We start from the raw sequence: 12,803 nt of genomic DNA, 5'->3' as shown, positions 1-12,803 counted from the left end.
CCCCGGTTTTTTTCACCCGGCGGATCAGTACCGGTAGTTCACCTTCATCCACAGGCTGCGGCCCGGCTCGTTGATGCGCACCGGATCGGCCGGGAAACCGAAGTCGGCGCTGCCGGCCAGATTCAGGTGCTCGCTGTAGGCGCGGTCGAACAGGTTGTCGACGCCCGCACTGAGCTGCAGCTGCGAACTGAAGCGGTAGGCTGCGTTGAGCCCGAAGGTGGCGAAGCCGGCACTCGGCCCCAGGTCCTGCGCGACCACATTGCCCTGGCCATCGGCGACGCGATGCTGGTGGGTCACCGCGCGCAGCAGCGCACCGGCACTCCAGCGCTCGCCTTCCCAGTTCGCGCTCAGGCGTGCTTCCAGCGGTGGCATCTGCGGCAACGGACGCTGCTGGTCGCGGTTCTCGCCCCAGGCATAGGCCAGCGTGCCGCCCAGCTTCCACTGCTCGACCAGGCTCACTTCCAGCCCGGCTTCGGCACCGGCGATGCGCGCATCGACGTTGCGGGCCTGGCTCATGCCCATCATGCCGCTGCCGTGGTAGGTGAACAGGATGTAGTCCTGGATCTGCCCGGCGTACGCCGAAACCCACGCCTGCACGCGCGGCCCCTTGTACTGCAGGCCGACGTCGAGCTGGGTGGTGCGCTCGGGCTGCACGCCGGTGAACGCGTTCACTGCACCGGCCGGGCCATGGTTGGGCGAGAACAGCTCCCAGTAGTCGGGCATGCGCTCACTGTGACCGAGGCCGGCGTACCAGGTCAGGCCATCGGCCAGGTCCTGCTCGTAACGTAGGAAACCGCTGCCGAGCCATTCCTTGCGCGTCTGCCCGGCGCTTGGATTGGGCCGGTTGCCCATCATGCCGCGGATCAATTGCCGCTCATCGCGGGCGCTGGCACGGTCGATGCGCAGGCCACTGATCCAGCGCTGGTCGGTGCCGGCGCCCAGGGTCAACTCGGTGAACACGCCGTAGCGGCGGAAGTTGGCATCGGTCTCCCAGGCGGCCTGGCGGTAGGTGTCGCGGCCCATGCCCATGCGGCCACGATGGCGGCTGTCTTCGCCATCCACACCGGCCACCAGCTGCACGTCCTGCCAGCGCCACTCGGAACTGACCCGGCCGCCCTGGGTACGGCGGTCCACGTTCGAGGCCATCGGCATCGGCATCATGCTGTGCGGGTTCGGCGTGCGCAGCGTGTAGTTGTCCATCACATGGTCGGCTTCGTTGTAGTACACGTTGGCCTGCAGCGTATCCCACGCACCGGGCAGGTTGCGCTTCTCGAAGCGTGCGGCATAGCTGGTGCGTTCGAACGCGGCACCGTCCATGCCGCGCCCGGCGTAGCGCGCGATGGCATCGCCGGCACCGGCGGAGATTTCCAGCAGCGTGTCGGCATCCGGCGTCCAGCCGATGGCCACGTCGCCATTCCACTTGCGCCACTTCGAGGGCACCACATCACCGTGGCCGTCCTTGTAGTCGTCAGCTTCGGAACGGTTGCCGCTGGCGCGTACATAGCCGGTCGGATTGCCCAGGGTCAGGTCCAGCACCTGGTCATTGCGGTTGCGCGAACCGACCAGCGCACTGGCATCGGCACGCAGCCCCGGTTCGTCGAAGCGCGGCGTATCGCGCTCGAAGCGCACGGTGCCGGCCGAGGCACCCGCACCCCAGCGCACGCTCTGCGGCCCCTTGATGATGGTCAGCCGATCGAAGCTCTCCGGCGCGATGTAGGACAGCGGATTGTCCATGCGCGACGGGCAGGCACCGATCAGGTTGCCGTCATTGCTGAGGATGTTCAGCCGCGAACCGAACATGCCGCGCAGCACCGGGTCGCCGTTGGTGCCGCCATTGCGGATGGCGGAGAAGCCGGGGACGGTCTTCAGGTAATCGGCACCGTCGCTGGCCGGCACCGGCTGCCGCGGCAGGCGCGGATCGGTCACCCAGTGCAGCGGCGAGGACGGTGCGGCGGCGGTGACCACCATCGTGTCGAGGGTGCGCGCCTGCTCGGCAGGCGCAGCATGGGCCAGTGACGCGGCCACGGCCAGGCCAAGGGCAACCGGCAGGCGCGCGCAGGCGCCCGCAGGGCGGGAAGTCATTTTCATCGGAACAGCTCCAAAGTACGCACGCGCGCACGGCGCCCGGTCAGGCGTCGTGCGGCAGATTCGACAGGGACATCAGCGGACGATGGCGGGGCGCGGTGGCCCACGTGCGGCGTGCGCCGGCCAACGCAGTGCCGGCAGCACCTGTTGCGACCACGGGAACACCAGGCGCGGCCGCCACAGCAGCGGCAACAGCAGCACCAGCACTGCCAGCCACGGCAGCAGGCGCATGGCCAGCACGCAGTATTCGCAGGCTTCGCCGTGCATGGCGTGGGGATCGGCGGGATGGTTGGGCGCTGCCGGCGCAGCGCCATGCTGAGCGTGCCCGGCCATGGCCATGTCGTGCATGTCATGGCCCATGGCGGCATGGTCCATGCCTGCCATCGCGGCGTGCTCCATCGGCGGCGCCTGCAGCGCGCGGCTGACCAGGGGCGCAAGCACCATCAGCAGCGTCGCCAGGACGGCGAGCTGGAGCAGAAGGCGCTGCGGGCGGGACAGGCGGGTCACCCCGCTAGTGTAGATGCGGGTCCAGGGTTGCTCGTGCGACGAACGGTCGCAGGAGGGGGTTTATCGGCAGGGCTTGCAGCCCTGCACCCGCTGAATCAACGTCAACGTCAACGTCAAAAGCGGGCAATCCGTGGGATGGCGGGGTGGGTCCGGTTGCGGGAGACGCCGTAAACCCGTCCCTGGGGGCTTGGCCGCGGCATCCATGCCGCGGACACTCCCGCAACCGGACCCACCCCGCCTTCGACAGATTTCTGCGATCTGTCGTAGATCCACGCTATGCGTGGATGAATCTCCATCGGAATCGAATATTTCGAATTGGAATCGAAAAGCATCCACGCATGGGGTGGATCTACCGTGTCGACCAAGGTCGACACCTACCAACAGCCGCCGGAATCTGTCAGAGGTGGGGCGGTGTCGGAGTGCGGGGTGTCAGCCGCATGGATGCGGCTGCCAAGCTTACAGGGACGTACTTGCAGCGTCCCCGCACTCCGACACCGCCCCGCCAACCCACGGAATGCCGCTTCTGCTGTTGCTGTTGCTGTTGCTTGAATGCCGCAGCAGGTGCAGGGCTGCAAGCCCTGCTCGACCAACCCCTCACACCGTGATGGTCTGGGTCAGTGACTCCCACGTCGGTGGCACCGGCCACGCCGCCGCCTGGTTGCCATCCAGCACCCTGCGCAGATCGCGCGGATCAATCTGCGGTGCTAGCACGTGCACCAGCTCCAGCGCGTAATCACGCAGCACGCGGTCACGCGGCAGCACCGCCCAGGCAATGCACTCGCTGATCGGGTCCGGCGCCGGCCACGAGCGCAGGTCTTCATCGTTGGAACTGACCGCCATCTCGGCCAGCAGGCCTACGCCAAGACCCGTACGCACGTAGGTCTTGATCAGGTCCGCATCGAGCGCGGTCAGTGCCAGGTCGGGCACCAGCCCATTGGCGGCGAAGGCGCGTTGCAGGGACGAGTTCGGACGGGTCGAGGATTCGTAGCTGATCAATGGCTGGCGGGCCAGCGCGGCCAGGTCCGGGGCGCGGCCGGCGCGGTCCAGCGGGTGGCCCTTCGGCACCACCACCAGACGCCGCCAGCGGAACAGCGGCACCGCGATGCCATCGGTGGGCTCACCGCCGGCGGTGCTGATGATCGCGATATCCGCGTCACCCTGGTTCAAGCGGTCCAGCGCATCGGCTTCGCCGGCCTGCTGCAGGTGCACGCTCACCTGCGGGTAGGCCTGCTTGATCGCTGCCACCGCCGGCGGCAGCACGAAGCGCGCCTGGGTGTGGGTGGTGGTCAGGATCAGCTGGCCCTGGCTCTCGCGGCGCTGGTTGGCCGCGTAGGTGCGGATGTTGTTGGCCTCGGCCAGCACCGCGCGGGCGCGGGCGATCACTTCGGTGCCGGCCGGAGTGACCGACTCCAGGCTGCGGCCCTTGCGCACGAACAACAGGAAGCCGAGCTCGTCTTCCAGCTGCTTGAGCTGCTTGGACAGGCCAGGCTGGGTGGCATGCACGCGCGAGGCAGCCAGCGTGATGTTCAGCTCGGCGTCGGCGATGGCAACCAGGTAGCGCAGCTGGGTCAGCGTCATGGGAGGCAGGCGGCGTGGGGCGGAAGTCCACTCTAGGGTCATTTGCCGTCACCAGCTTATAACCAAAGGTTGTTTAAGAAAGGTATCTGGTCATTTCCGGGCGTCATATGCCGGCGCTACGGTCAGCCGGCAGCCGCTGGCCTGAACAGCCAGCCCTCCCCCTTCGCCCGCCGAAGCCCGGCGCGGCCCCGTTTCCGGAGCGCTTCCATGGCCCTGTACGACTCCATCCTCGATACCGTCGGCAACACCCCCATCGTCAGGCTGCAGCGCCTGGCGCCCCCGCAGGTCAGCGTCTACGCCAAGGTCGAGTCGTTCAACCCGGGCGGCTCGGTAAAGGACCGCCTGGCGCTGGCGATCATCCTCGACGCCGAAGCGCGTGGCGTCCTCAAGCCGGGCGACACCATCGTCGAAGCCACGTCAGGCAACACCGGCGTGGCACTGGCGATGGTCGCCGCCGCACGCGGCTACAAGTTCGTGGCCACCATGGTCGAAACCTTCTCGGTGGAGCGCCGCAAGCTGATGCGCGCCTATGGCGCCAAGGTGATCCTGACCCCGGCCGCCGAACGTGGCAGCGGCATGGTGCGCAAGGCCGCTGAATTGGCCGAACAGCACGGTTGGTTCCTGGCCAGCCAGTTCGCCAATCCGGCCAACCCGGCGTACCACCGCAACACCACCGCCGCCGAGATCCTGCGCGACTTCGCCGGCAAGCGGCTGGACTACTTCGTCAGCGGCTGGGGCACCGGCGGCACGCTCACCGGTGTTGGCGAAGTGCTGAAGGTCGCGCGCCCGCAGACCCGCATCATCGCCACCGAACCGGCCGGTGCCGCACTGCTGAAGGGCGATGACTGGAAGCCGCACAAGATCCAGGGCTGGACCCCGGACTTCGTGCCGGATGTGCTCAACCGCGACGTGGTGGATGAACTGGTGACGGTGGAAGATGACCGCGCCATCGCCACCGCACGCCGACTGGCTGCGGAGGAAGGCATCTTCGTCGGCATCTCCGCCGGCGCTACCGTGGCCAGCGCGCTGGACGTGGCGGCCCGTGCTGAACCGGGCTCGGTGATCCTGGCGATGCTGCCGGACACCGGTGAACGCTATTTCTCCACGCCGCTGTTCGCCGATGTGAATGAGGGTTCCGACGACGACTGGCTGGCCGGCCTGCCGTAATGCACAGGGTCGGATCCTTTTTCCGTCGGAAAAAGGCTCTGCCCCGCTTGTGCTTCAGCCTGCGTGAAGGCGTCGCCCGCCATCGTGCGTGAAGGCCGTCGGATCGCAGCGCGTGAGACGGTCATGACGCAGTATCGATGCCCTGTCCCCTACCGTGGGAACAGCCGGCGCAGACGCTGCGCGGAACACCTCACAGGCAGGAGACGGACGCATGAAGATCGAAGTTTGGCAGGGCGACATCACGACCCTGGCGGTGGATGCGATCGTCAACGCGGCCAATGAAACACTGCTCGGTGGCGGCGGTGTCGACGGTGCGATCCATCGTGCCGCGGGCCCTGCGCTGCTGGCCGAGTGCGAGCAACTGCCGGAGCTGCGCCCGGGCGTGCGTTGCCCGACCGGCGAAGTGCGCGCCACCGACGCTTATGCATTGCCGGCGCAGCATGTACTGCACACGGTGGGCCCGGTCTGGCACGACGGCCAGCGCGACGAACCGGCATTGCTGGCCAACTGCTACTGGAAATCGCTGCAGCTGGCCGAGTCGCTGGGCGTGCAGTCGATCGCGTTCCCGGCGATCAGCTGCGGTGTGTATGGCTATCCGCTGTACCAGGCCGCGCAGATCGCAGTAACGGAAACACTGGCGTGGCAGCGCAGCCATGCACAGCCGATGCGCATCGTGCTGGTGGCGTTCAACACTGCCACGGCGAAGGCCTACCAGCAGGCGTTGAGCGCCGCCGGGCAAAGTACGGACAACGAACCGCGCGGGTCGGTGCTGCCGCCTCTGGGCGATTCGGGCTTCGCCGCTGCGCACTGAACCGCAGCGCTGCAGGTAGAAGAAAAGGCCGGGCATTGCCCGGCCTTTTCCGTTGCATCGTTGTCGTCATCCACGCGCGGCGTGGATCACGCTCAACGGCTGGCGGCTTCCACCGCGGCGGCGTCATCGGCCACGGCGGCGGCAGCATCGGCCGCGGCACGTGCCGCCGAGGCCGCAGCTCCGTCGGCGCTGGCACCCTCGACCTGCACGCGCACTTCCACCATGCCCGCACCATTGTTCAGGCTGGACACGTCCACGGTGTAGTGACCGGCCGGCAGGGTCTCTTCCAAGCGCGAATTGGTACCGCTGCCACCGTCATCATCGGTCAGCTCGACGTCGCCGCCGACCACGCGCAGCACGGTATCGACCTGGCTGGAAATCGCATCCAGGCGCACGTCGGCCGGGCGATCCAGGGTCAGCAGGAAGCGGCGGCGGCCGTCGTTGTCGAGCATCGTGTACACGCTGCCCGACTTCGGCAGCGCTGTGCCATCGCGTTCCACCAGATTGCCGGGCAGCTCGATGCGGTTGGCCGACAGGGTGAACATGCCGTTGACGCCGTCGCCCAGACCGCGTGCAGTCAGGGTGTACTTGCCCGGCTTCAGTGACAGGGTCAGGCGCGAGTTGGTGCTGTCCCCGCCATCGTCATTTTCGGCGTCCACGCCCTGGCCCGACAGCTTCAGCACCGGATCGAAGACATCCGACACCAGGCGGATCTCGTACAGGCCGGCCTTGTCCACCTGCAGGGTGTAGTCCTGGGAACCACCGGCCAGCATGTCGACGATCTCGCCGCTGCCCGCCAGCGGCTTGCCGTCGTACGGCACCAGCTTCTCGGCGCGCAGGCGGTACGGACCGTAATCGGTCGAGCCGTTGGCGTTGACCGCTACCTGGTAGGTGCCGCCACCGTTGGCACGGAAGGCCAGCGAGACGTCGCCCTCGCGCTCGTAGCCGGTGTTGCTGCTGGCCACCAGGCTGCCGTTGTTGAAGACGGCGATCGAGCCGCTCAGCGAGCCGGTCAGCTTCAGCCCAACCAGCTGCTTGTCTTCCAGCTTGATCTGGTAGAGCTGGTGATGGCTGCCGTCGTTGTAGTTGATGCCGCTGCGCGAGGTGATCTCGCCGGACACCGGCTTGTCGAAATCGAGCGACGCGGCCTTGCCTGCGTCACCACCGCCGCCGAGACGGTTGCAACCGCCGGCGACCAGGACCGTGGCGACGGCCAGTGTGATTGCTGCCAAACGCATGTTGTTTCTCCTTGGCCTTCCATGTGGTTCCCACGCACCGGCCGGGCGCGTGGGGGCGGAAACGATACCCGCAAAAGCAAACGCCGGCGTGATGCCGGCGTTGCCTTGTTCATCCAGCGATGGGACGGATCAACCGTTCCACTTGCCCAGCGCGGCCAGGCCGTTGTCCTTGGCGCGCTCGTACACGGTCTTCTGGGCAGCAGCGTAGTTGCCCTTCATGTCCTTGGCCCACAGCTTCAGCGCGGCCTGCTGCATGGCGCGGCCGTAGGAGAAGCTCAGCGGCCACGGCAGGTTGCCCAGCTGGTTCATCGCGTTCAGGTGCTCGGTGGACTGCTCGTCGCTCTGGCCACCGGACAGGAACACCACGCCCGGCAGGATGGCCGGCACGGTGCTCTTCAGGCACATCACGGTCGACTCGGCCACTTCCTCGACGTCGGCCTGCTCATCGCAGCCCTTGCCGGAGATGACCATCGAGGCCTTCAGGATGGTGCCTTCCAGCAGCACGTTCTGCTGGTACAGGGCGTCGAACAGCGAACGCAGGGTGGCTTCGGTGACTTCGTAGCAGGTCTCGATGTCGTGGTCGCCGTCCATGATCACTTCCGGCTCGACCATCGGCACCAGGCCACATTCCTGGCACAGCGCGGCATAGCGGGCCAGCGCGTGGGCGTTGGACTCGATGCAGGTGCCCGACGGAATGCTTTCGCCGATGTTGATCACCGCACGCCACTTGGCGAAGCGCGCACCCAGCTTGTAGTACTCCTGCAGGCGCTCGCGCAGGCCGTCCAGGCCTTCGGTCACCAGCTCGCCCGGGCAGCCGGCCAGCGGGTGCGCACCCTTGTCCACCTTGATGCCCGGAATCATGCCGTGGTCGGCCATGTACTTGGCGAACGGCACGCCGTCCTTGGTCGACTGACGGATGGTTTCGTCAAACAGGATGGCGCCGGAAATGTGCTCGTTGAGCTTCGGCGTGGTCAGCAGCAGTTCGCGGTAGGCACGACGGTTCTCCTCGGTGTTCTCGATACCGACGCCAGCGAAACGCTTGGCGATGGTAGCGGTGGATTCGTCGATCGCGATGATGCCCTTGCCCGGGGCAACCATGGCCTGGGCGGTTTCAGCCAGCTGTTCGATGCTCATGTACTTCCTGTGGCGGGTGCGGGAAAAACGTAAGTATAGCCCCGCCGCCCGTTGCGCCGACGTGCAGGCCAGTCTGGAAACGATTCCAATGTCCGCACCGGACAGGCGATGTCCTGTTGCGCCGGGTCAGAGCCCCTTTGCGGATCTGACCGTGGGCCGGATCCGCACAGCGGCTCCGACCGGGGGCCGACGGGGTTTACAGATCGCCCAGGCCGCTGGCGCGGCCGTCTTCGCCCACTTCCAGCAGGCGCAGGGTGTTGGTCGCACCCAGGGTTTCCATGTGCTCACCGCTGGTGAACACGACGCGGTCACCGGCCTGCAGCAGTTCGGCTTCCACCAGCAGGCGGATGCTGCCCCGCGCGGCTTCGCGCGGGGTCAGGCCACGGCTGTCGAAGTTGATCGGGAACACATCGCGCATCAGGGCCATCTGGCGGCGCGCGCCGTCGTGGCGGGTGACTGCGAACACCGGCGCCTTGGCGCGGAAGCGCGACAGGTAGCGGGCGGTGCCACCGGATTCGGTCATCGCCACGATCGCACGCACGCCCACGTGCTGCGACAGGAACATGGTGGCCATGGCAATCGCCTGGTCGGCACGTTCCAGATTACGCGGCGAGGCGTTGAAGTCGGTCTCGGTCTGGAACTGGCGCTCGGCACCCAGGCAGATACGCGCCATCGCTTCCACCGCCTTGACCGGGTACGCACCGGCAGCGGTTTCAGCCGACAGCATCACCGCGTCGGTACCGTCGATGACCGAGTTGGCCACGTCCAGCACTTCGGCGCGGGTCGGGATCGGGCTTTCGACCATCGACTGCAGCATCTGCGTGGCCGTGATCACCACCTTGTTCTGTGCCAGCGAGGCCTTGATGATCTTCTTCTGCAGGCCCGGCAGTTCGGCGTCGCCGATTTCCACGCCGAGGTCGCCACGGGCCACCATCACCACGTCGCTGGCCTCGACGATCTCTTCCAGGTTCTCGATCGCTTCGGTGCGCTCGATCTTCGACACCAGCGCAGCATCGCAGCCATGCGAGCGGGCGATGTCACGGGCGTCGTTCATGTCCTGCGCGTTGCGGCAGAACGACACGGCGATGAAGTCGACACCGATCTTGGCGACGATGCCGATCAGCTCCTTGTCGCGCTCGGTCAGCGCGCCCAGCGAGAGGCCACCGCCCTGCTTGTTCAGGCCCTTGCGATCAGACAGCGCGCCGTCATTGAGCACGGTGTTGATGATGCGCTCGCCCTGCACCTCGACCACCTGCAGCTGCATCAGGCCATCATCGAGCAGCAGGACATCGCCCGGGCCGACGTCCTGCGGCAGGCCGAGGTAGCTGACGCCCACCTGGGTCGCATCGCCGGGGCCGGCATTGGCGCTGGCGATCAGGTCGAAGCGGTCACCCGCCTTGAGCTGCACCTTGCCTTCGGCGAAGCGCTCGATGCGGATCTTCGGGCCCGGCAGATCGGCCAGGATGCCCACTTCCACGCCCACGCGGGCCGCAGCGGCACGCACTTCGGCGGCACGCTTGGCCTGGCCGGAGGGATCGCCGTGGCTGAAGTTGAGGCGCACCACGTTGACGCCGGCGCGGAACAGATCCTCCAGCACGCCCGGCGGATCAGTGGCCGGACCGAGGGTGGCAAGGATCTTGGTGCGACGCTGACGCTCGAACATGGTGAATGGGCCTCTCCCGATAAAGAACGGAAATTAGCACATCCTTCACGCCGCATGTATACGGTTACAGCCTTGTGCTGCCTGACTTCGCGGGTCATGGAACGGACATCGGCCGGACATACGCTGGCGCAGGGCGTTCTGTAGAGCCGAGCCCATGCTCGGCTGGGCACACGCCGGAGCAGCCGAGCGTGGGCTCGGCTCTACAGGAGCCTAGGCCAACAGCGTCGTCAGCTGTGCTGGCTCGCGTGCCAGCTGGCCGGCACCGGCTTCGGTGAGTTCGGCCTCACCGCCGAAACCCCACAGCACGCCGACACTGCGCAGGCCGTGGTGGTGTGCGCCTTCGATGTCCATGCGGCGGTCGCCGATCATCCAGCACTGCGCGGGCTGCACCTGCAGGCGGCGCAATGCCTCACCCACCAGTTCCGGCTTGTGGCTGCGCGAACCGTCCAGGGTCGAACCGACGATCTCCTCGAACAGCCCGCCGAACGGCAGGTGGGCGAGGATGCGGCGTGCATGTGGCTCGTTCTTGGCCGTGACCACCGCCAGGCGGTGGCCACGACCGTGCAGCGTGCGCAGGGTGTCTTCCACCTGCGGGTACACCGTATGCTCGCGCCAGCCCTCGGCGTCGAAGCGCTCACGGTAGTAGCCCACCGCCTGTTCCACCCGCGCCGGTTCAACGAACAGCGGCGCGAAGGTGGTCCGCAGCGACGGACCGATCCAACCCAGCAGCGTCTCCTGCGGCGGCACCGGATGGTCCATCTTCTGCAGCGCGTAAGCGATGCAGGTGGTGATGCCCACCTGCGAATCGATCAGCGTGCCATCGAGGTCGAAGAACAGCACATCCTTGCCGCGCTCGGCACTCATGCGCCGCGCGCGTCCAGTGCGGCCACCGCCGGCAGGGTCTTGCCTTCCAGGAACTCCAAGAACGCACCGCCGCCGGTGGAGATGTAGCTGACCTGCTGGGCGATATCGAACTTGTCGACCGCGGCCAGGGTGTCGCCGCCACCGGCGATTGAGAAGGCCGGCGAGCTGGCGATGGCGCGGGCCAGCGCTTCGGTGCCCTTGCTGAAGGCTTCGAACTCGAACACGCCGACCGGGCCGTTCCAGACCACGGTGCCGGCCTTTTCGATCAGCTGCGCGTACTGCGCAGCGGTCTGCGGGCCGATGTCCAGGATCAGATCGTCTTCGGCAACCGCGTCGACCGCCTTCACTTCGGCAACCGCGTCCGGCATGAACTGCTTGGCGGTGACCACGTCCACCGGCAGCGGAATGTCGGCGCCACGCGCCTTGGCATCGGCCACGATCTTCTTGGCGGTATCCAGCAGGTCCGGCTCGTACAGCGACTTGCCGACGTTGTAACCAGCGGCAGCAATGAAGGTATTGGCGATGCCACCACCGACGATCAGCTGATCGACCTTGCCGACCAGGTTGGCAAGCAGTTCCAGCTTGGTGCTGACCTTGCTGCCGGCAACGATGGCCAGCAGCGGCTTGGCCGGTGCATCCAGCGCCTGCGCCAGCGCGTCCAGTTCGGCCATCAGCAGCGGGCCACCGGCCGCCACCGGGGCGAAGCGGATGACACCGTGGGTGGAGGCCTGCGCACGGTGCGCGGTGCCGAAGGCATCCATCACGAACACATCGCACAGCGCCGCGTACTTCTTCGACAGGGCTTCATCGTCCTTGCCCTCGCCGACGTTCATGCGGCAGTTTTCCAGCAGCACCAGCTGGCCCGGCTGCACGTCGACGCCGTCGACCCAGTCACGCACCAGCGGAACCTCGCGGCCGAGCAGCTCGGACAGGCGCTGGGCAACCGGCGCCAGCGACTCGGCTTCGCTCCACACGCCTTCCTTCGGGCGCCCCAGGTGCGAGGTGACCATCACCGCCGCACCCTGCTCCAGCGCGCGCTTGAGCGTCGGCAGCGAAGCGGTGATGCGCTGTTCGGAGGTGATGCGGCCATTCTCGATCGGCACGTTCAGATCCTGGCGGATCAGCACGCGCTTGCCGGAGAGGTCGAGGTCGGTCATGCGGACGATGGACATGGGCAACTCTTTGGCTCAGGGACGGGATGCCGGGGTACGGCAGACGGCCATTGTATCGGGTGCGGGTGGTGGGAGGGTCGATGCCTGCGGCAGGCAGAGGCGCACAGCAACAGCCAAAGCGCTGGCGCTTCGTGGTGCTGTGAGTGGGCCGGGGTGGTGTGGGCTGGCAGGGGACGCCGTAAACCCGTCCTTGGGGGCTTGGCCGCGGCATCCATGCCGCGGACACCCCTGCCAGCCCACACCGCCCCGGCCTCGACAGGTTCATGTGACGGAGCGGATGGCAAAGGCAAGAGCGGTTTCTGATGTCGGACGGAGAAGGAATGTAGAGCCGAGCCCATGCTCGGCTGGAGATTTCGCGGAGAGCAGCCGAGCGTGGGCTCGGCTCTACAAAGAGCGCCCAGCCAAGCAGCTTTTGCTCTTCTTCTTTTCTTTCCGTGGGTGGAAGCAACCGGAAACTGTCAGAGGCCGGGCGGGGTGGGTTCGCGGGGGTGTCAGCCGCATGGGCCCGAGGCATGCCTCGGGCGGGTTGGGCAGGACGCCCAACCCCGGTCTTGCCGGGTGCGCAGGACAGCGCACACGAGCAA

The 12,803-nt window shown here is 67.1% G+C and carries 10 protein-coding genes; 2 read left to right on the top strand and 8 right to left on the bottom strand.

Annotated features, from left to right (window positions below):
• Nucleotides 1–24 precede the first annotated feature (24 nt).
• From N5D20_RS14595 to N5D20_RS14585, 3 genes are all read right to left on the bottom strand, one after another.
• Entirely contained in the window at nt 25–2,088 is a 2,064-nt protein-coding gene (locus N5D20_RS14595; RefSeq protein WP_197579344.1) for a TonB-dependent copper receptor, read from the bottom strand.
• A 72-nt stretch (nt 2,089–2,160) separates the two neighbouring features.
• Complete coding sequence (locus N5D20_RS14590; protein ID WP_197579343.1) at nt 2,161–2,592, bottom strand: DUF2946 domain-containing protein; 432 nt, start codon at nt 2,590–2,592, stop codon at nt 2,161–2,163.
• Nucleotides 2,593–3,186: 594 nt separating this feature from the next.
• A complete protein-coding gene (locus tag N5D20_RS14585) occupies nt 3,187–4,170 on the bottom strand; it encodes a LysR family transcriptional regulator (protein WP_010481448.1) in 984 nt (327 codons plus the stop codon).
• 207 nt (nt 4,171–4,377) lie between these two features.
• Here N5D20_RS14585 and cysK point away from each other — a divergent pair, with 207 nt between their 5' ends.
• Both cysK and N5D20_RS14575 read left to right on the top strand, forming a co-directional pair.
• Nucleotides 4,378–5,337, top strand: a complete 960-nt coding sequence (gene cysK / locus N5D20_RS14580; protein ID WP_126930632.1) for a cysteine synthase A — start codon at nt 4,378–4,380, stop codon at nt 5,335–5,337.
• 211 nt (nt 5,338–5,548) lie between these two features.
• Nucleotides 5,549–6,148, top strand: coding sequence for an O-acetyl-ADP-ribose deacetylase (locus N5D20_RS14575; RefSeq protein ID WP_197579342.1), 600 nt, complete (start codon nt 5,549–5,551; stop codon nt 6,146–6,148).
• Nucleotides 6,149–6,240: 92 nt separating this feature from the next.
• On the opposite strand, the gene N5D20_RS14570 is transcribed toward N5D20_RS14575, so the two are convergent.
• The 5 genes from N5D20_RS14570 to N5D20_RS14550 form a co-directional block, all read right to left on the bottom strand.
• Nucleotides 6,241–7,386, bottom strand: a complete 1,146-nt coding sequence (locus N5D20_RS14570; protein ID WP_197579341.1) for an ABC transporter substrate-binding protein — start codon at nt 7,384–7,386, stop codon at nt 6,241–6,243.
• A 129-nt stretch (nt 7,387–7,515) separates the two neighbouring features.
• The gene (locus N5D20_RS14565) at nt 7,516–8,520 is read right to left on the bottom strand and encodes a class I fructose-bisphosphate aldolase (protein ID WP_010481439.1); all 1,005 of its coding nucleotides are present in this window, start codon (nt 8,518–8,520) and stop codon (nt 7,516–7,518) included.
• A gap of 196 nt (nt 8,521–8,716) precedes the next feature.
• Nucleotides 8,717–10,183, bottom strand: coding sequence for a pyruvate kinase (gene pyk, locus N5D20_RS14560; RefSeq protein WP_049434791.1), 1,467 nt, complete (start codon nt 10,181–10,183; stop codon nt 8,717–8,719).
• Nucleotides 10,184–10,393: 210 nt separating this feature from the next.
• Nucleotides 10,394–11,047 carry an HAD hydrolase-like protein gene (locus N5D20_RS14555; RefSeq protein ID WP_197579340.1) on the bottom strand — a complete coding sequence of 218 codons (654 nt, stop codon included), beginning with the start codon at nt 11,045–11,047 and terminating at the stop codon, nt 10,394–10,396.
• Nucleotides 11,044–12,219 (bottom strand): phosphoglycerate kinase, encoded by a 1,176-nt coding sequence (locus tag N5D20_RS14550; protein WP_010481432.1) that lies wholly within the window; start codon nt 12,217–12,219, stop codon nt 11,044–11,046. The genes N5D20_RS14555 and N5D20_RS14550 overlap by 4 nt, the downstream gene beginning before the upstream one ends.
• Between the last annotated feature and the right edge of the window lie 584 nt (nt 12,220–12,803).

Origin of the sequence: Stenotrophomonas sp. GD03877 (genome assembly GCF_029840555.1) — a bacterium.
GTDB lineage: Bacteria > Pseudomonadota > Gammaproteobacteria > Xanthomonadales > Xanthomonadaceae > Stenotrophomonas > Stenotrophomonas geniculata.
Note: the sequence above shows the minus strand (reverse complement) of the source record. Positions and strands in the feature narration are given on the sequence as shown.

Coding starts and splice junctions, on each gene's coding strand:
- pyk (WP_049434791.1), bottom strand. CDS start 10,183: ATGTTCGAGCGTCAGCGTCGCACCAAGATCCTTGCCACCCTCGGTCCG.
- N5D20_RS14550 (WP_010481432.1), bottom strand. CDS start 12,219: ATGTCCATCGTCCGCATGACCGACCTCGACCTCTCCGGCAAGCGCGTG.
- N5D20_RS14565 (WP_010481439.1), bottom strand. CDS start 8,520: ATGAGCATCGAACAGCTGGCTGAAACCGCCCAGGCCATGGTTGCCCCG.
- N5D20_RS14585 (WP_010481448.1), bottom strand. CDS start 4,170: ATGACGCTGACCCAGCTGCGCTACCTGGTTGCCATCGCCGACGCCGAG.
- cysK (WP_126930632.1), top strand. CDS start 4,378: ATGGCCCTGTACGACTCCATCCTCGATACCGTCGGCAACACCCCCATC.
- N5D20_RS14570 (WP_197579341.1), bottom strand. CDS start 7,386: ATGCGTTTGGCAGCAATCACACTGGCCGTCGCCACGGTCCTGGTCGCC.
- N5D20_RS14575 (WP_197579342.1), top strand. CDS start 5,549: ATGAAGATCGAAGTTTGGCAGGGCGACATCACGACCCTGGCGGTGGAT.
- N5D20_RS14595 (WP_197579344.1), bottom strand. CDS start 2,088: ATGAAAATGACTTCCCGCCCTGCGGGCGCCTGCGCGCGCCTGCCGGTT.
- N5D20_RS14555 (WP_197579340.1), bottom strand. CDS start 11,047: ATGAGTGCCGAGCGCGGCAAGGATGTGCTGTTCTTCGACCTCGATGGC.